Here is a 23,184-nt window from a genome sequence, read left to right as displayed (position 1 = left end):
TAATCTATAAGACCGTGTTATGGAGAGGCTGATTGCTATGAAAAATGATGTCAAAACTGAAATAAATCGTCTAATTAAGATTATGAAAGATAAGCAGTCAAATGATGGAACTTGGCGATTTTGTTTTGAAGGAAGTTCAATGACAGATGCATATATGATTATTTTATTAAGGTCATTGGAGATAAATGACGAAGAATTGATAAAGGAATTAGCTAGGCGTATACAGTCAAAACAAAGTGAAAATGGGTCGTGGAAACTTTATAAGGATGAAAAAGAAGGTAATCTTTCAGCAACAATCGAGGCATACTATGCACTTCTTTTTTCTGGTTATCAACAAAAAGATGCTAAACAGATGGAGAAGGCAAAACAATATATTATTAGAAAAGGTTGCCTCGACAAAGCGAATTCGCTTACGAAGGTAATGTTAGCCGTGACAGGCCAAATCCCTTGGCCAAAATACTTTCCTGTCCCAATAGAAATGATCTTACTTCCTCAATCTTTCCCAATTAACTTTTTTGATTTTGTGGGGTATGCACGCGTACATATGGTTCCTATTCTAATAGTTGCTGATCAAAAGTTTGTTTTAAAAAGGAAAGGTTCTCCCAATTTACCTGACTTATTAAACAGTAGAATATCAGAAAATGATAGTTTTAAAGAACTTAGGTCCCCTGAAGCTAGATCATTGATAGATTCCATTAAACAATGTGTTAACAGTTTGATAGGATTTCCTAGTAAGCTACATCAAATGGCTTTGAAAGAAGCCAAAAAGTATATGTTAGCCAGACTTGAATCTGATGGGACATTATATAGTTATTTTAGTGCCACATTTTTAATGATTTTTTCCCTATTAGCATTGGGGCATTCTAAAGACGATCAAGTAATAAAACAAGCGGTTAGTGGTTTAAAATCATTAAAATGTCAGTCGAACGGACATATACAAAATTCAACATCTACAGTTTGGGATACCTCCCTTATTTCCTATGCACTGCAAGCTTCGGGTGTGGATAACGCTTCACAAACTATTCAAAAAGCTATTCAGTATATTTTACAACGACAGCATTACCAATTTGGTGATTGGGTAATTCATAATCCATATGTATTACCAGGCGGTTGGGGTTTTTCAGATATAAATAAATGGAATCCTGATGTAGACGACACGACAGCAGCATTGCGTGCAGTTAGAAAAACAGTGCGTGCATCTCCACATTTAAGACAATCCTGGTTTAGAGGGATTAATTGGGTTTTATCGATGCAAAATGATGATGGCGGATGGCCAGCATTTGAAAAAAATACGGATAAAAAGATTTTGACCCTAGTTCCAATCGATGGAGCAGAGTCAGCGAGTATCGATCCTTCAAGTTCCGATTTAACAGGCCGTACATTGGAGTTTCTAGGTCAAGATGCATCCTTAACTATTCACCATCCACAAATAAAACGGGGAGTGGAGTGGTTAGAGAGAAACCAGGAAAAGGATGGTTCGTGGTATGGCCGTTGGGGGATTTCGTATATTTATGGAACATGGGCAGCGCTAACTGGAATGAGAGCAGTCGGGGTGAAAAAGGAGCAAGATGCAATCAAAAAGGGCATTAATTGGTTGAAGAATGTCCAAAATATAGACGGAGGATGGGGTGAATCATGTGCGAGTGATAGGGAGAGAAGGTATATATCACTAGGTTCTAGCACACCATCACAAACTGCATGGGCTGTAGATGCACTCATTTCAGTATTCGATTATCGAACCGAGGAAATTGACCGAGGGATAGATTGTTTGATAAAGCTGTTAAATGAACGTGATTGGACATACACGTATCCTACAGGAGCAGGACTTCCTGGAAGCTTTTATATTTATTATCACAGTTATAATTATATATGGCCACTGCTTACATTAAGCCATTATGTAGAAAAGTACGATTAATTGTTGCTAGAGAAAACGCGTTAAATAAGCCGAACACTTGTTATTAATATTTGTGTAAGAGTGATAGATGGTGAGCGTTTTGCCTAGGAACAGAGAAAAAGAGATAAGAGAAGCGGGACATGGGGTCTGACCCCATGTCCCACTTTTTTCTGTAAGTTTTACGCAAAGAGTTCGCATAACTATCTATTCTTTGCGATATTATAAGATTATTACGATATTACGTTGCTACTTTTTTTGTATATAGGATGTGGAGTTTAGTTATGAAAAAAATATCGATTGTTTTTTACATTACTATCGCATTAGTTATTATTTTTGTTACGTTAGGCGTATTAACACCAACACAATTTGAGCAAGTAACTACCAATATTAACGCCTTTCTTTCCACAACATTCGGATGGTATTATATGTGGCTGATGACCGCCTTAGTGATTACTACCGTTATTATTGCAATTAGTCCTTATGGGAAAATCCGCTTAGGAAAAGATCATGAAAAGCCTGATTTTTCTACTACATCATGGATTGCTATGCTCTTCTCTGCAGGTTTAGGAATCGGTTTAGTCTTCTATGGTGCAGCTGAACCACTTTCTCATTCGTTTTCAGATGCCCCTTTTGGAGGGGAAGGATCTGAACAGGCTTTTAAAAATGGGCTTGCCATCACCTATTTCCACTGGGGTATTCATGGTTGGGCGATGTATGGACTATTTGCACTTGCACTCGCATTTTTCCAATTCCGCAAAGGTGAACCCGGCTTAGTTTCTGCGACACTGAAACCTCTGTTCGGCGACAAAATGAAAGGTCCTTTTGGTAAAACGATCGACGTTCTTGCTACATTCGCAACCATATTTGGTGTTGCAACTTCACTAGGATTTGGAGCTGTACAAATCAATGGTGGGCTAAACCATCTTTTTGGAATAGATGTTGGTTTTACCTCACAGTTCATTATTGTTTTCATCGTCACCATTTTATTTCTTATGTCTGCCTGGTCAGGATTGAGTAAGGGGATTAAATACTTATCCAATGCGAACATGGTACTTGCTATCTTGTTATTTTTTACCGTGCTGTTTGTCGGTCCAACATTGCTATCCCTTAACATGTTCACTGAAACAGTTGGTCTGTACTTACAAAACATTGTACAGTGGAGTTTCCGAACGGCGCCACTTGAAGGCGATAATCGAAGCTGGTTTGATGCATGGACCCTTTTCTACTGGGCCTGGTGGATTTCCTGGGCACCGTTTGTAGGTATGTTCATTGCCCGCGTATCCCGCGGAAGAACCATCCGCCAATTTATGTTTGGAGTGATTGTAGTACCGACGTTAATCATATCTATCTGGTTTGCAACTTTTGGAACAACAGCAGGTTATGTACAAAATAATGGTACAGATTTAACAAAGTCTACAACGGAATTAGTATTATTTAATATGTTCGATCAATTACCATTTTCATTCCTGTTATCGATTATGGCGATTTTACTTATCATGACATTTTTCGTTACTTCAGCAGATTCAGCAACATTTGTATTGGGGATGCAATCTACAAACGGTTCTTTAACACCTCCAACTAGTGTCAAAATTGCTTTAGGTCTCGCGCAGTCTTCCGTTGCTCTAATCTTACTTTATGTTGGAGGGTTAACAGCACTGCAAAATACAATTATCGCCGCTGCACTTCCATTTTCATTCGTTATGATTCTAATGATGATTTCCTTGATAAAATCTCTTAATAAAGAAATGAAAATGATAGAAAGAAAAAAATGAGTTAACATCAAACAACCTAAAAACCACTCTGTAGACAAGTCATTACTTGAGCACATAGTGGGAGGATATTCAAAACACGCTATTCGTTTTCCTAAACAAAAAAAGCGTAGCATCACCAGTTACTAGTGGTGATGCTACGCTTTTTTAGGTGTTTAACAAATTCAAAAACTGGGACAATGAACCTGTCCCCCTGTCCCGGCTAAATTTTTCAAATTCTGGATTACCTTCAGATTTTTCCTTTGGCAATATTATAACGTCTAAAATCGCAAATGGACCTTTTGGTGAACCTGTAGCGATCATCCATGTTTTATCGATTGTTTCCGGATCGGCAACTTCATGTAATAAGAGCTCCTGAGCTGCTTCTAATAATGGAACTTATAGCCTGGCTGCTCTTTATGTAGCTACGGAACTTTTTAAGGAGTTATACGTAAATATAGTAGACAGATTAATCAAATAATAGAGGGCGGTGTTTTTCTTGAAAGTAAAAAGTAGCATTTTGGCATTGATTGCAGCAGGTATTCTTCCTTTATCAGCAGTGTCGGGCAGACTGTTAACTGGTCCGGGGATATTGGAATTACGGAAGTCAGTAGTGGAAATAGCATGCAGAATGTCAAGAAAAAGGACAGGATTTTACCGGAGAATTTAATGAGGTGTTCTTGCAAGGAGGTTTCTCTAGAATTTATCAGCAGACTAGTGAGCAATTCCAACAGAATATTTCATTTGACGATTTTGAAAAGCTTGCAGAGTCTTTTAATCAAGGTGTAAGCCGATATGATCTGGAAACAAATTTCACGATTGACAAGCATATGAAACGTTATGTTTGGATCGATGGGGATCAATCGAGGGGATTCCAGGTTGTTTTTGATAAACACGGAATAATTCAAGCTCTTCAGTTAGCACCTCTAGCGACGTATCCTGGGTCTGACCAGATTTATACTAAAAATAAATACTCCATGCCAATCAAAGATGAATGGTTTGTCTTCTGGGGAGGTACAAACCAGCTTATTAATTATCACTACGTTACAGCCTCACAACGGTATGCTTATGATTTGGTAATGATGAAAAATGGAAGTACTCATCATGGGAATCCTAAAAAGAATAAACATTACTATGCGTTCGGTAAAGAAGTTGTAGCACCTGCGAATGGTAAGGTTATCGCAGTTGTTAATAGTATTGATGATAATGTTCCAGGTGAAATGAATCCAGAGAAACCCCTTGGAAATCACGTGATTATCGAAAACGAAAATGGAGAGTATAGCTTGCTTGCTCATTTTAAAGAAGGTTCGATCTCAGTCAATCCAGGTGAACATGTGGCGAGAGGAGAAGTGCTTGGTCAGTGCGGTAATTCGGGAAATTCAAGTGAGCCTCATATTCATTTTCAAGTAATGGATTCTCCAAACGTTTTTGCAGGGAAATCAGTTCGAATACAGTTTAAATATGGGGAAGAACCTATACAAGGAGACTTTGTCAGATAGGAAAGGAAAGGAGGGACAGTGAACCTGTCCCCCCTGTCCCAAAACCTACTCTTTTGCTAAATTATTTCGGTCGGCTGCTTTTGGTGGTTGTTCCATCCAGGCTTTATTAATCGTAATATTTCCGCCGTCCTCAACAAACAGTGCAGTATCCATTAAAAATTTAGCATACATACCACTAATATCACGTCTTCCATTAAGTGATATTGCATTAGCATACGATCTAACTTTCATGGAAAACATATCGATTTTATGCAACGTCATTAGCTTGTCTGAAAAAGGAGCGGAAGTAGTAGTGCTTACTAGATCATCCAATAACGATGGAGAAGGTAAATTGTCTTTATGTAGCTGCTGTGTACAGTATTCTATATGTTTGTTGGTGATTTCCTTTCCTCTTAATAGAAATTTTTTAACTTGTTCATCCTTGGCTACTTGACTAAAGCCTATTAAAAGCGCCTTGCTTGTTACATTGTTCTCGATATTATCGTAAAGATGTGCAATTTCTAATGCATGTAATGATCGAACATTTCCAAAAAAGCCATTTAAATAATTTTGCTTTTTGACATAATCAATTTGGTCTGGAATGGGTATAGATGGTGGCAAAGGTAAGAACCCTTTCTGCATCATTACATCATTCACATCTGATATAAGCTCTACAGTAGCTTGAGAGGTTTTAATAAAGAATTCTCTTATATCCTTTCTTATCATGATAGGAATGGCAATTGAATAGATACTCATACCTGCTTTGCTCGTATATTTTAAATAATGTAGATAAAATTCATCGGAAAATAGTCTTGGTGCATCTAAGTTCACATCGTTATCTGTAAGACCAACTGGTAAAGGAAAGTTAGCTTGTGTAAATATTTCTTTAATTTCTACCAATAGTGTTTTACTTAATTTCAACGCTTTTTGTACAACTTGCTTAATATCTTTGTCCTCAACATGGTTAAGGAAATAACTAAGAACACACCTAGCCATGGTATTTCCTTCATAAGCTACCCACAGTTTTCCCATTTCTGTTGATGATAGCGTCTCATTCATTTTTTTTAAATTAGTTGTTTTATTTTGTTTCATGAATATATTCCCTCTTCCTAGTCTAGTCATCTTAGTTTAAACGTTTTTACAAGCTTTTATTCTAAATACATGTAATGACTGAGATTACCATTAATAGGAGGGAAGTCTAATGAATCCAACGCTAAAAAAGCGCACCACTTATTCATAAAGTGATGCGCAGTTATATATATTTAAAATTCTTCATAAATAGCAGGGTCTTGGTTCTTCATTCTCCCATCAGGGCGAGTTAATTCTGCAATTGTGCTCAATTCTGTTTCATTTAGGGAAAAATTAAAGATTGAGATATTTTCTAGTTGGCGTTTTGGCGACGATGATTTAGGAATTGGAATTGTTCCGAGTTGATAATGCCATCGTAAAATTACCTGGGAAATAGTTTTGTTGTGATCCCTAGCAATATTTCGTAAGGTTTCATTTTGTAACACTTCATTAGCCCTTACTAAGGGACTCCAGGATTCTGTTGTAATGTTATTTTCTTCATGCCATTTTCGTTGTTCCTCTTGGTTAAAGTACGGGTGTAATTCTATTTGGTTTATGCTTGGCTTAACACCAGTTTCCTTGTTTAATCGATCAATATGTTCAGGTAGGAAGTTACATACACCGATAGAACGAATTAACCCCCATTTTTTCGCATCAATTAATGCCTGCCATGCCTCAACATAGTTGTCCTGCTTAGGGTTTGGCCAGTGAATAAGATATAAATCATAATAATCAAGATTTGCTCGGTATAATGATTCTTGAATGGTAGTTACGGCCTTATCATACTCCTGGTAGCGGCCAGGTAATTTGGAAGTGATCCTTAGCTGGTCTCTAGGAATCGAACTGCGACGAACGGCCTCACCAACAGTTCCTTCATTTTCATAATTATAAGCAGTATCAATTAGTCGATACCCTAAATCAATTGCACTATTGATCGCATTGACACCTGGATTTCCATTTAATCGATATGTACCAAAACCGATAACTGGTAGTGTAAGACCATCATTTAGTGTGATCTCTGGAATGGATAAACTCATAACCAATCACTCCTTCAATAATAATATCTTAAGATTATCACTTATGAGAATTTAAGTTCAACTATTTGGATCGATAGTTTATGCTCGGGTTAGTGGTTTCAAACTAAAATATTCTAATGCCTGATTAACGTCATCGATATCATATATTTTTTTCTCCAGGCAAAATTGAATTACTAAATCAACGGTTTCATGGTCTGATAATGAGAAACCAGCAGCACTTAAGAGTTGTTCGGTTTCTTTTTTGTTTAATTGGAGAGCAATAGCAAGAGAGAGGGCAGTATTTTTGCTAATACGGTATTTTGGGTTGGATCGTATTTTTGAAAAATGTCTACGGTCAACTCCTGCTTTTTTATATACTTCTGAATCGCTATAGTCTTTTTGATCGATAAAGGTAAATAAAATTTCAGCAAACGAGGGTTTTCGCTTGTTATGAATATAATTTTCTAATTCAAATTGGTCGGCATTGAGGGGATTAAAAGTAATTTCAGATTCAAATTGGCTAAATTCAATATGGATTAATTTTTCGTCAAAATATTTCTGTAATTTTTTCAATAATTTTTCCCCAAGCATTCGTTTCACCTCCAAATGTCGCTTCCCAGGCGACCAAATCATCTGTCAGTTTAGTTATTATTATAGCATGATTAATGAATGGAAGGATGATGAGATAATGAATAAAAACCTGACAGAAATTATTTTTTTACTTGACCGGAGTGGTTCAATGAGTGGACTTGAAAGTGATACGATTGGCGGTTTTAACACATTTATTGAGATGCAAAATCAGATCGAGGGAGAAACAATTGTAACTACTGTGCTATTTGATGATAAGTATGAAATATTATGGAATGGAATCGTTGGAAAACAAGCAAGGCTGACAGAAAAAGACTATTATGTTAGAGGCATGACAGCCTTACTTGATGCGGTAGGTAAAACCATTCTGGATGTAAGCCACAGGTTATCCAATTGCAGTGAAGATGATCTGCCTGGTAAGGTTATATTTGTAATTACGACTGATGGTTTAGAGAATGTCAGCTGTGAATTTACGTATGAAAAGGTGAAAAAATTAATTGCACATCATCAGGAAAAATACAATTGGGACTTTATATTTCTTGGCGCAAATATAGATGCTAGTCAAGAAGCTAATCGAATGGGAATTATAACAGAAAACGCATTTGATTATGAAGCAACTTCAACCGGAATGGAGAAAATGTATGATACGGTGAACAAAATAGTAACCGATAAAAGGCAGTAGGGATTTAGAGTCTGTCCTTCTATTTCATTAAATGTATGTATCTTCCGTAAGTAGTAAACAATTCACATAGTAGGTAAAAAGAGAAAGACTATAGCGTATATATGTGAAAGGGGAAGCCTTATGTTTACTTTTCGTGGGGATGCACATAAAATATTTTTGATGTTAAAAAGACAAACGGATATTCTTTCCAACAAGGAAATTAAAGAAACAGCTGAAATTAAATCTTTTTATGAAAATCTTGACAGCGAAACGCTTAAATTAATTTACTTTCGAATGATTAAAGAACAAAATGGAACGGGGATTATCCCTATCTTTGTCACTGCGATTCCGTGGCTATTATTTTTGTTTTCAAGTAAAATCCAGGAATTTCTGTTTAAAGACATGTTGATATGGTCTATTTTCATTTCTTTGTATCTCATTGCTTTAACGGTAAGTTCCATATTTCATTTTAAAGAAAAAGCGTGGGCGGCGTTTCATATAGAAATAATTAAGGATATTTTATGTGAGCGGGACAAAGGCGAGTAAATTCTAGTTAAAATATGGGGACAGAACTTGTCCCCATTCTTTAAAACACTTTCGTTGTCCAATTCTCACAGTTCCACACATCTGTTACAATACCTTCATAAAATGCTGGTTCGTGTGAGATAAGGAGTACGCTGCCTTTATAGTCATTTAGTGCGCGTTTTAATTCTTCCTTTGCATCATGATCTAGATGATTGGTAGGTTCATCCAGAACAAGTAGATTGGTTTCCTGATTGATCAATTTGCAAAGTCGAACTTTTGCTTTTTCCCCGCCACTGAGGACTTGTACATTGCTTTCAATATGCTTTGTTGTAAGACCGCACTTGGCCAATGATGCACGTACTTCATATTGATTAAGGTGAGGGAATGTGTCCCAAATTTCTTCGATACATGTATTTTTGCTTGTTTCTTTCATTTCTTGTTCAAAGTATCCAATGTGCAAATGTTCCCCTAACTGAACAGAACCTGATAAGGCAGGGATTTCACCAAGTATGCTCCGAAGTAGAGTAGTTTTTCCAATTCCGTTAGCTCCGGATAAAGCAATTTTCTGCCCTCGTTCCATTGTTAAATTGAGCTCTCTGGAAAGAGGTTCATCATAACCAATAATAAAATCATTGGTTTCAAAAAGATATCTGCCGGGTGTCCGTGCTAGTTTGAAGTCAAATTCAGGTTTGGGTTTTTCGGCATCTAATTCAATAATATCCATTTTATCCAGCTTCTTTTGGCGGGACATTGCCATTTTACTTGTTGCAGCATTTGCTTTGTTTCTAGCCACAAAGTCCTTGAGGTTGGCAATTTCCTTTTGTTGCTTCTTGTAGGCTGAAGCTAGTTGTTGTTTTTTCATATCATACACACGCAGGAATTCATTGTAATCACCCGGATAGCGTGTTAACTGCTGGTTTTCCATATGATAAATTAAATTGACAACACTGTTTAGAAATGGAATATCATGAGAGACGAGAATGAAAGCATGCTCATATACCAGTAGATAATTTTTCAACCATTCGATATGCTCTTCATCAAGATAGTTCGTTGGTTCATCGAGTAACAAAATGTCTGGTTTTTCCAACAGTAACTTGGCTAGCAATACTTTTGTGCGCTGCCCACCACTTAAATCATTTACATCACGATCTAATCCAAAGTCATCTAAACCAAGTCCATTCGCAACTTCTTCAACCTTTGCATCTATAATATAAAAGTCATTATTCGTAAGTGCATCTTGTATGCGGCCAGTTTCTTCTAAGATATCCTCTAATTCATCTGGGTCAACTGCACCCATTTTTGCATAGAGTTGATTCATTGCTTCTTCCATATCATACAAATATTGAAAAGCTGTCCGAAGCACATCACGAATAGTCATGCCCTGTTTTAAGACAGTATGCTGATCCAAATAACCAACCCTTGAATGCTTCGACCAACTAACGTTTCCAGCATCTGGTTCAAGTTTTCCTGTAATAATATTCATAAAAGTGGACTTACCTTCACCATTGGCACCAATAAGTCCAATGTGCTCACCCTGTAATAAACGAAAAGAAACATCATCGAAAATCGCACGATCTCCGAATCCGTGACTTAAATTCTTGACTGTCAATAAACTCATGATTCAAACACCTTTTCTTTTATATTTATCTTTTCTATTATAAGGGTCAATTTGTGAAAAGGATAGGGGGATAACAACATATTCATATATATAAGAAACATTCATTTTACATCATTAATAAATCCATAGAAAAACAGTTGTTTTACCTCTTTGAAAATTTCTTCTACATCTTGGTGTTCTGAAAGTTGGTTAAATAAATTATCCATAGCTTTGGACATCATATTGTAATAATACATAATTGTCTCATTGGAGATACCTTCCTTCACATATCCTTGTTTACGCCCTTTTTCAATCCATTCTACAAAAAGGGGGGACATTTTATTTTGGTACTCTTTAATTAATTCATTTAATTCACTGTGTTCCTTTAATATTTCTTCCATAATGTCTTTTCTGAGTAAATTGGTTCCTTCAGGCTTTTGAAGAAAATAGCTACTTAACTGCTCAATGAAAGAATCGTCATTATGAACCAGATTTGTAAACTTCTGATATTGCTGTTCATAAAATCCTTTCATAACCTCAACTAATAGTTTCTCTTTACTGCCATAGTAATTATAGATAGAAGCAGGAGAAGTTCCGGCGATTTCAGCTATATCTTTTATACGAAAGGCCTTGATTCCACCTGAGTTGAGCAGTTGAAAAGCTGCTTTTTCGATTGAAGTTTTCTTTAATAATGCTCTTCTTTCATATCCATCCAATTGTTTCACCCTCGTCTTAAAATAAAGTTATGTAATATTTATTATAGATTTTTACATAACTTTGCATTATACTAATTATAACGCAATCGTAGCTACGTGTGTAACAATAATTATAAAGAGGTAGAAGTTATGCGAAGTATAATAAATATTGGTACAAAAATGTTAGAAGTTAATGTAGAGGGAAACGGACAGCCAGTAGTGATTCTCCCAGGATTAAGTTCTGCAATGGATGAATGGGAAGAGGTGTCAAGTGAGCTATCTAATCGTGCTCAAGTGATCATGTTTCATCGTGCTGGATGTGGTGAAAGTGAACTTGGAACAGAAAAGCGGAATATATCTGCAACTGTAAATGACCTTAAAATGTTGTTGAATAAATTAAACGTAGATGATCCAGTGATTCTAATTGGGCATTCATATGGAGGGCTCTGTGCTCAACATTTTGCTTTTGAACATCCAGACAATGTTCGTTCCTTGATTTTGGTAGAATCCAGCTCAACTGATTTTGAATTACTTGAAGAAGTGATTGGACAACAGAATACAAAATTGATAGAGATGTATCGTGGTTTTTCAAAAATGAAACCAACTCAATTAAGAAGTATATTGAATAAACAGTTATTACCAGAACAACAAAATTTAACGGATGAGGCCAAGGAACGAATTCTTGAGTTTAAATCAAAGCCGCTTATGTATCAGGCAATGGCAGATGAACTGGAAGAGATGACAAACGATGCAAGCTTGATTAAAAAATTTGGGGAATTAATTAATATCCGCCTAACCGTGATTGGGCGGGAACCTGAGTATTCTATTAAAATGATGATTAGTCAAGGAATGCCTGAACAGCAAGCTGTAAAAATAGAAGATGTATGGCAAAAGTTAATAAAGAATCAACTTCATTTGTCATCCAATAGTAACTATATCTTGGCAGAGAATTGTTATCATAATGTGTATACGGATCGTCCTTCATTAATTGTGGAAGATGTCAATTCATTACTACGTTAAAATTCTGAACGTCCTGAAGAGGATACGAAAAAGTTAATGGATAACATCGATTATTTCCTGACATGTGAGGAACAAGCGTTCAGAAGCTACAAGCCGAATGTCAGCAAATTTAAAGCTGCACAGAGTTCTTCAGCAACGAAAATCATTACCACAAGTGGTATCGATTCAAAGTTTCCCCCTAACCAATACAGCGCTGGACTTACGGAAAAATTAGGAAAAACAATTGTTTATTTTCCCGGAAATCATGTTGGGGGTAGTTTGACAACCAAAAGAATTTGCGGAGAGGCTGCATGACGTTTTTGTGTGATTGTGGTTATGGGTACAAACGCGATTGAAAAACGAAAGAAATCATCTGCAATTAGCGGAAGTGCGGCCAGATCGCAAAATGTGGGAGGTGTTTCAATAGAATGAAATTAGTAGGTTCTCTTTTTATGGCTGTATCTATAGGTATCGTTGGCCTTATTGCAACTATTTTTGCTTTATTTTCCAGAGAAGCTGATTTTTATGTTCCGTTTTTTCTTGGGATAACCATTGGACTTATTATTCTTGGTATTCTAGCAATCTATGGACAATTTTATAAGAAAAAAGTAAGGGTTAGTGCAATAACTTTTGTCGCTGTAGCGGTCGTTTCTTGTTTTAGCTATGAAGGCTATCAAATGTACATAAATAGCTTGGAAGTTGTAAGTACACAAGATGTAGATTTAACGCAATATCGTCCATTCGTTGAGAACACAAAAGTGGTCTCTTTAAATGATGAGTCGACCTTTACAATTAATGATCAACTTCCCAAACTAGATGGAGCAACTGCACTATACCCTGTTTATGCTGCCTTTGGGCGAGCAGTTTATCCGGAAAAAGATTATCCATTGGAAGACAAAAATAGTGAGATTTTATCAAGTCAAACGAGTAATGCTTTTGATCGATTAATTAGAGGGGAAGTCGACATCGTATTTATGGCCCATCCATCCGAAGTTCAAATGAATAGTGCTGAACAAATGGGGGTTGAGTTGACACTGACTCCGATTGGGCGGGAAGCTTTTGTATTTTTTGTAAATAAAGATAACCCGGTTGAAAAACTAACAATCAATCAGATTCAAAAAATATATTCTGGTGAGATTACGAATTGGCGTGAAGTCGGCGGTAATGATGAAGTAATCCGTGCCTTTCAACGTCCTGAGGGAAGCGGAAGCCAGTCTTCATTAATCAGTTTTATGGATGGTATTCCGTTAATGGAGCCGCCAAATGAGGAAATTGTATCTGGTATGGGAGGAATTATAACAGAAATTTCCGAATATAAAAATCGAAGTAATGCAATTGGATTTTCATTTCGATATTTTTCACATGAGATGGTTAAGAACGGAAAGATTAAGAACATAGCTGTAGAAGGGGTTCTTCCTACTAAAGAAACTATTCAAAACAATTCTTACCCAATTGTAGCCGAGTTTTATGCTGTGACAGCGAATAGTAGTAATCCACATGTCAAGGAGTTTATCGAGTGGATGCAATCTGATCAGGGACAACAAATTGTGGAAAAGACTGGGTATGTTTCGGTGAAATAAGTATTTTAGCTTCATACAGGAAAATGACCTATCTATTTGATTAAATACATCTAGATAGGTTAGTTTTATTTTGGTACCATAAAGAACGGATTACCTATCAATTCAACTTTTTCAAGTCTTCAGGTAATGATTTAGGTTTAAATTTCAATAGAATGATGCCCTATTACTTCTTTTTCAATATACCTAAATATTCTATCCATGGTCCCACATCATTTCTGTATCGCTCAGCCATTACCCGTGTAATTTGAGAAATATGTGTTAAATCGTGAACTACCCATGTAGCTAGTAGTTCTCTTAACTTCACTGTACCAAATGCAGGATGTGATCCAGTGCGTTCAAGATGAAAATCAGGTTCAATCATTGCTTTAAGTTTAGTTATATTTTGAAATCTAATCGTTTTAAACTCAAGAAATTTTTGTTCAATCGATCGCTCTGACTTGTTTAAGTGAGAAAAGCGATCAAATGGGGGAAAGGCTTTATTTTCACCACCCCTTAGAATAGTTTCTAATCTCGGAATCCAGTTATTTTTTTCTCCCTCAATTAAATGCTCAATCACTTCAGAGGCATTCCAGGTTCTTTCACCTTCATTGCACTGCAACCATCCATTAGATAAACCAGATAAAAAATACTCCAATGTTTGTGGTGTACGATCCAATAGTTCAATAGCTTCATCCATATTGAAATTCATTTAACTACTCCTTTCTGGCAATTAATTATTCTTCTACCAACATGTATATGCTTTTATTTTCATTGTCATCCTTATTCTTCATTTTAATTAGTTCTCTACTATAATAGTAAATTCCTGTAATTATTTTTGATATTTGGCAGGACAAAATGAAAAAAGCGAGAAATCATATTTAAAAGGTTTACCAACTTAGAAAATAAATTTATTAAAAGGAGATGCCCAAATGTCAGGACTACCACCACTTAAAAAGCAATTCATGGATCTTGAAATGGCGGAAATATCTGGTTCCAAATTTAACCATGTATTGGCGGAAAAACTGCATTTTCACAATGTAAATCTTTCTGGTACAAAAATAACAGATGCAAATTTAAGTGATTTACATATTGAGGATGCTCAAATAGGAGGGGCAACATTTCGTCATATTGGACTGCCACCAGAAGGACATCCTGCCCATGATTCTGATGCTAAACATAGGACAGTAACATTTGAGAATTGTGATTTAAATACAAGTACATTAAAAAACTGTAATTTATCAAATGTCGACATTAGTAACTGCTCTATTAAAGGTTTGCGAATAAATGGTGTGCTGATTGAAGAACTACTGGAAAAACATGTGAGGAATTCAGATTGAGAAGCTAAAGTGAAAGGTGAGGATAAGTAAAATATTAACTCTAAGTTCCTTCACTTCAATGAAGTACAACTAATAGTTATATAAGTATAAATTTTTACTGAATTTTATGGTAAAATGAATAAAAATGTCATGAGGAGAGGGTTATGGTAAAAGCAGATAAATTTGCCTCCTAAAAATGCAAAAACACACTTTTAGGAGGCTATTTAAATGAAATTTAATTTAATTGATAGAAACAATTGGGAAAGAAAAACTTATTTTGATCATTATTTAAATCAAAAATGTACGTTTAGTCTAACGGCAAATATAGATATTACAACGTTACTGGAACAGTTGCGATCTATGGAGGTTAAGCTGTTCCCTGCCTTTATTTACATGGTGAGCAAAGCAGTAAATGCCCAAAAAGAATTAAGAACTTGCTTTAATAATGAGGGCACTTTAGGGTTTTGGGAGGAAATGAATCCAAGTTATACCATTTTCCAAGATGACAGCAAAACGTTCTCCAGCATATGGACAGAGTATTCGGAGGATTTTAGTGTATTTTATAAATACTATAAAGATGATAGCGAGCAATACTCTAATGTTTTAGGACTATTTACAAAAGAGAATGAACCACAAAATGCTTTTCCCATTTCTACTGTTCCGTGGGTGAGTTTTACCGGTTTTAATCTAAATATAAATAATAATGGAGATTTCTTGTTACCCATTATTACAAATGGAAAGTACTTTAAGCAGGACGATAAGATATTGTTACCTATTTCATTACAAGTGCATCACGCTGTTTGCGATGGCTATCACGCAAGTATGTTTATTAACGAGTTACAGCAGTTGGCTAATAAATGTCATGAATGGTTAACATTTAAACGGTAACGTATAATCTTTTATACAATCAGGCGCTAATCCTAAAGGATAGCGCCGTTCATATAGCTGAAAATCATTTTCCCTAATACACATTTTTTATAAAAATTTGCATACTATTATTCTTATTTAGTTATTTAGGGGAAGAAGAAATGCTAAATACTATTTGTCTATTTTGAAAAGAAACTTACAATTGTTTATACAGAAATGCAGTATAATAAAAAAAATCCTGAGGCACACTGTAGCTTTAATTTTTAATAAATAGGAGAATGGAATATGGAAAATAACGTTTTTGAACAGATGGCAAAAAAATATGATACAGAAGATAGAATTGAATTAGCTAAAATTATAGTTAAGGAAGTAAGACCAGAATTACGAAACAGTAAATTAAAGTCTTTAATAGACTATGGGAGTGGTACTGGTCTAATTAGTTTAGAATTATCAGATTTAGTAGATTCTATCTTGTTAGTAGATTCATCAAATCAAATGTTGGAAGTTGCGAAAGCTAAAATTTCTCACAAAGGAATTACCAACTCAAAAGTACTTTATTCAGATTTTACTAAAGAAACTCCTGAAATTAAGGCAGACATCGTTTTAATGTCACTAGTCCTTCTTCATATTCCGGATACTGAGAAAATTTTACAAGAATTGTTCAACGTTTTAAATAATGGTGGCAAGCTAATTATTATTGATTTTGATAAAAACGATAAAATAAATCATCCGAAAGTTCATAACGGCTTTTCGCATGAAGAACTGAAAAAAAGATTATCCGAAGTTGGATTTAAATCAATTGAAATGAAGACATTCTATCATGGAAATCGTATTTTTATGAATCAAGATGCCTCAATGTTTATATCCAGTAGTATAAAGTAATTTTTTATTTCACACAATCCCAAAAAAAGAACCGATAATATCAAGGGTTTTGGCCATTGACGTTATGGGTATTTGTATGCGCTAATCCTTGTTTTAACTCTTTCTTGTAGTCTATTTCATTTATAATGTTGGAATGATCCTAGGCTTATTACCGATCACTTCTATATCCTTGCCTTTTATTAGCTATGGATTGATGCCAACTCTGTTCACTGCGTTTTTAATGGGTATCGTGTTAAGTGTGTATCGACGTAAAAATTTTGGTCTCGAGTCGTTTCATTTAGAATTGAATCTAAATATTCCTATTAGGAGTGGTCGTTGTTCAAAAATCGGCGCTAATCGGGATGGGACTGGACGGACTTCACCCATCAATCTCTGGGCATAAAGAGATCGTGACCTGGATTCTTGGTCTTTCTATTTTTTGATGGCAAGCAATTGGTCGCAATTGCTGAATATCATAGGTATAAAAATCTCAAACTTTTTTATAAGAAGCAAACTAAAAACTGCTGAAGAAGAGTCTATTTTGATCAATTTTTTTCAAAATGGGCTCTTTAAATTTATTATAAAATATGGGATTTTAAGATTTTTTAATCGAACTTATTCCAAGGCTATACTTGAACTCCATTTTTTTATTTCCTGTTGACTGACCTGGTCATTTTTATTATAATAAAAATGACCGAGATGGTCACTTGAGCCTAACGGAAAGGAGATAATGACCATTTATTCCATGTTTAATAACTTAAAATCAGAGAAACAAGAGCGAATTATTAACGCTGCAATAAAGGAATTTGTCAGAAGTGGTTTTGAAAAAGCATCAACAAATGAAATTGTGAAAGAGGCTAATATCTCTAAAGGTTCATTATTTAACTATTTTAATAGCAAAAAAGATCTTTATGTATATTTAATCGAATACGGTATTCAAGTTATTGAAAAGCTTTATGAACAAATTGATTTAAGTGAAACCGACCTTTTTAAAAGAATCGAAAATATTGGATTACAGAAATTGAATATCCATCAAAAGTTCCCTCACGTATTTGATTTCCTGGCCTCTTCCATCCAAGAGGAAGCGGCTGAAGTAAAAGAAATTATAAAGGAGAAAGTTGATCCAATATATGATCAAGGTAAAAAGATAATTTACAAACATATTGATTATTCCAAGTTCCGTGAAGAGATTGATATCGAAAAAGCAATTGAAATCCTGAATTGGACCATGTTCGGATTTGGGGAGAAGTCCATCCATCAAATAGATTCCTTTAAAGATATTGGTGAATTTGGAAATCAATATCTTAAAGAATGGGAGGGTTATACTAAGATTCTGAAGCATAGCTTTTACAAATAGAAATGAAATAGGACTGTATTAAAAGTTAGAAATTTAACAAAGAAGTGGGAAGTTTACAACTTTAGATATGTGGGTCTCTATAGTTTTTTATCTAAGTTTTTAAACTTCTCCTCCAACTGAAAAGCGCATTATAAAGAGATGTCACTATTTTATAAAAAGGAGTGTCAGTGTGATGACAGAAATTGTAAAAGTGCAAGGTTTACAAAAAAAATTTGGTAAATTTCAAGCATTAAGTGATGTTACATTCTCGGTAGATGCTGGAGAAGTTGTCGGTTTTATTGGCCCTAATGGCGCTGGTAAATCTACAACTATTCGTACTTTATTAGGTATTATTAAGCGAGATGCCGGCAATGTGGAAATATTCGGTAAAGACGTTTGGAAAGACAGCCTTGAAATTCATAAACGAATTTCTTATGTCCCTGGAGATGTCTCGTTGTGGGGAAGTCTAACAGGTGGCGAAATTATTGATCTATTCCTTAAATTGCATGGTGGCGGAGACAAGCAAAAACGCGATTACTTAATAAAACGCTTTGAATTGGACCCTAAGAAAAAAGCCAAAGGATATTCGAAAGGAAATCGTCAAAAGGTTGGTTTGATTGCAGCATTATCTGTTGATTCGGATTTATATATTTTTGATGAACCAACTTCTGGTCTTGACCCTTTGATGGAAGCAATTTTCCAGGAAGAAGTGGAAAAAATCAAAAAATCAGGTAAAGCCATCCTGCTTTCCTCTCATATTCTGAGTGAAGTAGAACGCTTGGCGGATAAGGTTGTCATCATTCGCCAAGGTGAAATTGTGGAAACAGGTACCCTTGATGAGCTGCGTCATTTGGCTCGTTCTACTGTTACTTTAGCAACAGAAGGTGATGTAACTGAAATGGCCACTGTAAATGGTGTATTTGATTTTAAACAAAAAGATAATCAAGCGACATTCTCTGCGGATAATCAATATCTCAACGATATATTAATGGAAGCAAGCAAATTAGGTGTCAAGAAATTTGAATCTGTACCGCCAACTCTTGAAGATTTGTTCATGCGTCATTATGAAGGATAAGCGCCGATAGGAGGATGAAATACGATGAAGGAAAAATTTGCGCGATGGGATATACTGTTTTTACAATATCTAAAACGTGATTGGAAAAAAATTATTGTTTGGGTTTTAGGACTTGGGTTGTTTTCAGCTGCTTATGTTCCAGCTTTTGAAGAAATAGCAAAAGGAAAAGGGTTGCTGGGAATGTACGAAACCTTGCAAAACCCTGCTATGATATCCATGGTAGGTCCTACGCCAATCGAAACAGCAACTGATTATACTTTAGGGGCAATGTATTCGCATGAAATGTTACTATTCTGTGGTTTATTTGCGATGATAATAGCTGTTTTACACGTGATAGGTCATACTCGTAAAGAGGAAGATCTTGGTCTCACTGAGCTTGTGCGCTCATTTCAAGTGGGCCGTCAAGCAAACGCTCTTGCCACAATTATAGAGACAATTTTCATTAATGTCTTATTAGCACTTTTTATTGGTGGAGTAATGCTGAGCTTCGGTGTCGATACTATTACTCCTGAAGGTTCCTTTTTATTTGGGGCATCAGTTGGAATGGCTGGGGTTATTGGTGCTGGGATTGCTCTGGTTATGGCACAAATTATGTCAACTTCATCTGGTGCAACAGGTTCAGCACTAGGAATTATCGGATTACTTTATATTGTTCGTGCGGGGACAGATGTCTCCAATGTTGACTTATCCATGATCAATCCACTGGGTTGGACGTATTTAACATATCCTTTTACGGAAAATAACTGGGTCCTACTTATTTTTGCCTTGATTTTCAGTATAATCGTAGTGATTATTGCTTTTGCCCTTGAAGGAGCTCGCGATATGGGAGCTGGCTATCTTCCTCAAAGAGAAGGTCGAGAAAGAGCAAAGAAATCTCTGTTGTCTGTCCATGGTTTATTTATCAAGATTAACAAAGGCGTCATAATTGGTTGGCTGATTGCTTTTGTTATTATGGGGGCTGCCTATGGTTCGATTTATGGAGACATGCAGACCTTCCTTGAAAGTAACGAAATGATGAAACAAATGTTTATGCATTCAGGCGTTTCCATTGAAGAATCATTCACTAGTACGATTATGATGGTCATGATTGGTTTGGTTTCGATTTTACCAATTGCCATTGTTAATAAACTGTTCTCTGAAGAAAGTCGCTTACACTTAAGTCAGCTTTATGCTACAAAAGTGACCCGCAGCCAATTTTATTGGACCAGTATTGGCTTAGCTATTATTGCAGGTTTAGTAGGAATTTTATTAGCCGCAGGTGCTCTTGGTGGTACAGCTATCACAGCCATGGGGGATAGCTCAACGATGAATACGTTTGGTTTTCTTGCTGCTGGCTACAACTTCTTACCATCCGTATTATTCTTTACTGGACTTGCGGCTTTAGCCCTCGGTTGGGCACCAAAACTAGGTAAAGTGGTTTATGTTTATCTTGGCTACTCCTTTGTACTAAACTACTTTGGCGGTATATTAGACTTACCAGAATGGTTTTCAAAAACAGCCATTCAAAGCTGGATTCCACAAATGCCGATGGAGGATTTTGATGTTCCAATTTTCATTACAATAACTGTGATTAGCATTGCTTTTATGGTAATAGGTTATCTTGGTTATAGTAGGCGGGATATGATTGAAGGAGCTTAATAGTGACCAAGAAGTAAGTGAAACATATGAAAAAATGATTCATAATTACTAATCTTTACTCTAAATTTATAACTGTATTAAAAATAATAAAAGCCTAAGGGATACTGTTAACTAGTATCCCTTAGGCTTTTATTATTACTTAAAATAGGTTATTAAAATGCATTTGACAATCAGTGAAGAGAAGATTATACTATATAATCCAAAATAAAATTAATAATTTATTATTATAGCATATTTATTTTAAAATGTCAATAAAAATGCCGGTAATTTTATTGAAGGGAAGGAATGCTTATGTTTTTACCTCGTTTGTTAGGCTCTATAGATCACATTATGCAAGAAAAATATACAAATGAACTATTGAAAGTAAATAAAAAGTTAAAAGAATATGATCTAGTCCTAACTCGCGATGAAATAAAAAACATGCTAATTGTTAGAAACCGCGTATTACGAGACTATGCCCGTGTAGAACTGGGAGTTGAAGTAATCAAGGAATTAGTGGAGGCTTTTTGTAGGTCTCCTTATATTGCGAATGAAAATTTTGCATCCATGGTAAATGAATTTCAGGAGATATTTCATTATTTAAAAAACGAGACGGAAGATGAGATAGGAGATTCCTTGCTGATTGGCATTATGAAGGATTATTTTGATGATACTTGCAGGGGCTCTATGGAATTTTTAAAAAGCCAACTTGAAGAATTCGCGGAACAGTTCAGAAGTGATGCTCAATTTAGAAAGTCTGTGCTTGAAAGGGATGAACTGTAATGCACTCAGAAAATCCAAATAATGTTCAACCGGTAGCGGCACAGGGAACGATTAAAAAAACCCATTTATCACAAAACCAGTATACGATATCACTTTTGCATGAAGCATTACGAGTAGGTATGCTAAATGACAAAGAGGTATACGACATTCAGAGTCAATTAATGCTTATTCTGAAAGGGTTGCTTGGACGTTATACCCAGGGGGAAAGTTCCTCCCTGAGCTCTGATACTGCGGAGGGCATCTTTGCTTCCGTTTTGTATGCTGTAGATGCTTATACGTTACAGTTTGATGATCCTAAAGAGGCAGTTACCTATTTAAAAACGGTTAAGGTAACCAGTATTTATGAACAAGGGGTAAAATTGGTCCAACAGTGTTTCAAGGAAACGGAACAACTTTTCAAAAAAATTAACACAAACAAATTGGATGTGGCAGTAGAAGCCTATAACGTGACAATCGAAGAATCTATACCCGTATTTCTAAGAAAATATGGGATTATTTTTGACGCTCATAATACAATGGCAAGTATTGATTATCCTTTAGCGATTGATGATATGGGTCTTCAAGGGGTTTTTTATCTTAAGCAATATTTAACGCATTTGATGATGGAAACAGCGTTTTGCCGTTTATTCAATCAAGAGGATCTTCAACAGATTTTAATTAACTATGGAAAAATATGCAGGTTTGATTACCGTATAGAACTCTTCAATATTTTTAGGTTAATATTCAATAATGCGGTTTTTTCAATTCTATCAGGAGGGAATGCTAATCAATTGAGGATCTCCGAAAATCAATATAAGCAATTAAAAAGTCTGTTTACTCAATCGAACGATTCCCAAATGCATTCCATTATATACAAAGCAATTGACCAATTAAGGTACGACTTAGATATAAATGAATCAAAAATGAAAAATTATTTGGAACAGTGTGGGATTGATCTTATACAAACGATTATAAACGCTGTCAATCATAATAATTTGCATACGGTGGTTATGATGGAAAAAGAATGGAAACCAAAATCAATTGAAACTGCATTCAAAGCAGCTGATAGAATGAGTGATAACCGCTTTCAATTCTTAACTGAAAAAATCATGGGCTGTAAAAATGTAATGGGTAAAGTTGAAATGATTCGGGATCATTTTCATTCCCTTCATGATTATACTGATATGCTGAATACCAATTGTTTGTTTGCCAATGAATATGAAGCTCTTTTTAGGACTTTTGGCGATATTGAGCTGGCAATTTTAGTCAAAATGGTGTTCTATGAGGAATTTCGAGATGATGCGGATTTATCGTCCACAGTGTTGAAGGAGAAAAAGGCAGAATCGGAATGGAAGGACCAATTTATTGCATTTATCACAAATATGGACATGGAAAGAAAAAGAACAATTGAGAAATATGTTGGTGATATCGATTATGAAGAAATTAATTTTTACTAGGGATGCAGGATAATCTATAATCTATAACCTTAAAACGAATCACATTTTCTGATATTAAAACGTTG

23 protein-coding genes and 2 pseudogenes are annotated in these 23,184 nt (G+C 35.4%); 18 read left to right on the top strand and 7 right to left on the bottom strand.

Annotated elements, in window-relative coordinates; translation table 11 throughout:
- Positions 1-37: 37 nt before the first annotated feature.
- Complete coding sequence (shc, locus tag CS937_RS02700; protein ID WP_099156949.1) at positions 38-1,915, top strand: squalene--hopene cyclase; 1,878 nt, start codon at positions 38-40, stop codon at positions 1,913-1,915.
- A 260-nt stretch (positions 1,916-2,175) separates the two neighbouring features.
- A complete protein-coding gene (locus CS937_RS02695) occupies positions 2,176-3,666 on the top strand; it encodes a BCCT family transporter (RefSeq protein ID WP_099156948.1) in 1,491 nt (496 codons plus the stop codon).
- A gap of 249 nt (positions 3,667-3,915) precedes the next feature.
- On the opposite strand, the pseudogene CS937_RS19620 reads toward CS937_RS02695, so the two are convergent.
- A pseudogene (locus CS937_RS19620) lies at positions 3,916-4,067 on the bottom strand (3-hydroxyacyl-CoA dehydrogenase family protein); the annotation flags it as partial.
- Between the two features lie 74 nt (positions 4,068-4,141).
- Between CS937_RS19620 and CS937_RS19320 the strand changes: the two are divergent.
- The gene (locus tag CS937_RS19320) at positions 4,142-4,312 is read left to right on the top strand and encodes a hypothetical protein (RefSeq protein WP_176555718.1); all 171 of its coding nucleotides are present in this window, start codon (positions 4,142-4,144) and stop codon (positions 4,310-4,312) included.
- 4 nt (positions 4,313-4,316) lie between these two features.
- Positions 4,317-5,141, top strand: coding sequence for a M23 family metallopeptidase (locus CS937_RS02685; protein ID WP_099156947.1), 825 nt, complete (start codon positions 4,317-4,319; stop codon positions 5,139-5,141).
- Positions 5,142-5,186: 45 nt separating this feature from the next.
- On the opposite strand, the gene CS937_RS02680 is transcribed toward CS937_RS02685, so the two are convergent.
- The 3 genes from CS937_RS02680 to CS937_RS02670 all read right to left on the bottom strand — a co-directional run bounded on the left by CS937_RS02680 (position 5,187) and on the right by CS937_RS02670 (position 7,795).
- Positions 5,187-6,212, bottom strand: a complete 1,026-nt coding sequence (locus CS937_RS02680; RefSeq protein ID WP_099156946.1) for a DUF3231 family protein — start codon at positions 6,210-6,212, stop codon at positions 5,187-5,189.
- A 170-nt stretch (positions 6,213-6,382) separates the two neighbouring features.
- Complete coding sequence (locus CS937_RS02675; RefSeq protein ID WP_099156945.1) at positions 6,383-7,225, bottom strand: aldo/keto reductase; 843 nt, start codon at positions 7,223-7,225, stop codon at positions 6,383-6,385.
- A 78-nt stretch (positions 7,226-7,303) separates the two neighbouring features.
- Positions 7,304-7,795, bottom strand: coding sequence for a hypothetical protein (locus tag CS937_RS02670; protein ID WP_099156944.1), 492 nt, complete (start codon positions 7,793-7,795; stop codon positions 7,304-7,306).
- Between the two features lie 97 nt (positions 7,796-7,892).
- Between CS937_RS02670 and CS937_RS02665 the strand changes: the two genes are divergently transcribed.
- Together CS937_RS02665 and CS937_RS02660 are read left to right on the top strand one after the other, a co-directional pair.
- The gene (locus tag CS937_RS02665) at positions 7,893-8,474 is read left to right on the top strand and encodes a vWA domain-containing protein (RefSeq protein WP_099156943.1); all 582 of its coding nucleotides are present in this window, start codon (positions 7,893-7,895) and stop codon (positions 8,472-8,474) included.
- Positions 8,475-8,594: 120 nt separating this feature from the next.
- Complete coding sequence (locus CS937_RS02660; RefSeq protein WP_099156942.1) at positions 8,595-8,999, top strand: hypothetical protein; 405 nt, start codon at positions 8,595-8,597, stop codon at positions 8,997-8,999.
- Positions 9,000-9,039: 40 nt separating this feature from the next.
- On the opposite strand, the gene abc-f is transcribed toward CS937_RS02660, so the two are convergent.
- The gene (abc-f, locus tag CS937_RS02655; RefSeq protein ID WP_099156941.1) at positions 9,040-10,596 is read right to left on the bottom strand and encodes a ribosomal protection-like ABC-F family protein; all 1,557 of its coding nucleotides are present in this window, start codon (positions 10,594-10,596) and stop codon (positions 9,040-9,042) included.
- Positions 10,597-10,697: 101 nt separating this feature from the next.
- Complete coding sequence (locus CS937_RS02650; protein ID WP_176555717.1) at positions 10,698-11,291, bottom strand: TetR/AcrR family transcriptional regulator; 594 nt, start codon at positions 11,289-11,291, stop codon at positions 10,698-10,700.
- Positions 11,292-11,420: 129 nt separating this feature from the next.
- Here CS937_RS02650 and CS937_RS02645 point away from each other — a divergent pair, with 129 nt between their 5' ends.
- The 3 genes from CS937_RS02645 to CS937_RS02635 all read left to right on the top strand — a co-directional run bounded on the left by CS937_RS02645 (position 11,421) and on the right by CS937_RS02635 (position 13,849).
- A complete protein-coding gene (locus tag CS937_RS02645; protein WP_099156939.1) occupies positions 11,421-12,290 on the top strand; it encodes an alpha/beta fold hydrolase in 870 nt (289 codons plus the stop codon).
- A 36-nt stretch (positions 12,291-12,326) separates the two neighbouring features.
- Positions 12,327-12,584, top strand: a complete 258-nt coding sequence (locus tag CS937_RS02640) for a hypothetical protein (protein WP_099156938.1) — start codon at positions 12,327-12,329, stop codon at positions 12,582-12,584.
- 113 nt (positions 12,585-12,697) lie between these two features.
- Complete coding sequence (locus CS937_RS02635; protein ID WP_099156937.1) at positions 12,698-13,849, top strand: PstS family phosphate ABC transporter substrate-binding protein; 1,152 nt, start codon at positions 12,698-12,700, stop codon at positions 13,847-13,849.
- A gap of 163 nt (positions 13,850-14,012) precedes the next feature.
- Here CS937_RS02635 and CS937_RS02630 read toward each other — a convergent pair whose 3' ends face one another.
- The gene (locus tag CS937_RS02630; RefSeq protein WP_099156936.1) at positions 14,013-14,537 is read right to left on the bottom strand and encodes a DinB family protein; all 525 of its coding nucleotides are present in this window, start codon (positions 14,535-14,537) and stop codon (positions 14,013-14,015) included.
- A 220-nt stretch (positions 14,538-14,757) separates the two neighbouring features.
- Between CS937_RS02630 and CS937_RS02625 the strand changes: the two genes are divergently transcribed.
- The 9 genes and pseudogenes from CS937_RS02625 to CS937_RS02585 all read left to right on the top strand — a co-directional run bounded on the left by CS937_RS02625 (position 14,758) and on the right by CS937_RS02585 (position 23,119).
- Positions 14,758-15,165, top strand: coding sequence for a pentapeptide repeat-containing protein (locus tag CS937_RS02625; RefSeq protein WP_099156935.1), 408 nt, complete (start codon positions 14,758-14,760; stop codon positions 15,163-15,165).
- A gap of 207 nt (positions 15,166-15,372) precedes the next feature.
- Complete coding sequence (catA, locus tag CS937_RS02620; protein ID WP_099156934.1) at positions 15,373-16,032, top strand: type A chloramphenicol O-acetyltransferase; 660 nt, start codon at positions 15,373-15,375, stop codon at positions 16,030-16,032.
- 264 nt (positions 16,033-16,296) lie between these two features.
- Complete coding sequence (locus CS937_RS02615) at positions 16,297-16,893, top strand: class I SAM-dependent methyltransferase (protein ID WP_099156933.1); 597 nt, start codon at positions 16,297-16,299, stop codon at positions 16,891-16,893.
- A 106-nt stretch (positions 16,894-16,999) separates the two neighbouring features.
- Positions 17,000-17,149, top strand: a pseudogene (locus CS937_RS02610) (FtsW/RodA/SpoVE family cell cycle protein); the annotation flags it as partial.
- Between the two features lie 453 nt (positions 17,150-17,602).
- Complete coding sequence (locus tag CS937_RS02605) at positions 17,603-18,229, top strand: TetR/AcrR family transcriptional regulator (RefSeq protein WP_099156932.1); 627 nt, start codon at positions 17,603-17,605, stop codon at positions 18,227-18,229.
- A gap of 172 nt (positions 18,230-18,401) precedes the next feature.
- The gene (locus tag CS937_RS02600; protein WP_099156931.1) at positions 18,402-19,283 is read left to right on the top strand and encodes an ABC transporter ATP-binding protein; all 882 of its coding nucleotides are present in this window, start codon (positions 18,402-18,404) and stop codon (positions 19,281-19,283) included.
- A gap of 24 nt (positions 19,284-19,307) precedes the next feature.
- A complete protein-coding gene (locus CS937_RS02595; RefSeq protein WP_099156930.1) occupies positions 19,308-20,921 on the top strand; it encodes an ABC transporter permease in 1,614 nt (537 codons plus the stop codon).
- A gap of 291 nt (positions 20,922-21,212) precedes the next feature.
- Positions 21,213-21,683, top strand: coding sequence for a DUF6323 family protein (locus CS937_RS02590; RefSeq protein WP_099156929.1), 471 nt, complete (start codon positions 21,213-21,215; stop codon positions 21,681-21,683).
- Positions 21,683-23,119 (top strand): DUF6179 domain-containing protein, encoded by a 1,437-nt coding sequence (locus CS937_RS02585; RefSeq protein WP_099156928.1) that lies wholly within the window; start codon positions 21,683-21,685, stop codon positions 23,117-23,119. Before CS937_RS02590 ends, CS937_RS02585 begins: the two co-directional genes overlap by 1 nt.
- The last annotated feature ends 65 nt before the right edge of the window (positions 23,120-23,184 follow it).

It is taken from the genome of Virgibacillus ndiopensis (genome assembly GCF_900187325.1).
Taxonomy (GTDB): Bacteria; Bacillota; Bacilli; order Bacillales; family Amphibacillaceae; genus Virgibacillus_E; species Virgibacillus_E ndiopensis.
The sequence above is the reverse complement of the archived record's forward strand: the minus strand, read 5'-3'. Positions and strand labels throughout refer to the sequence as shown.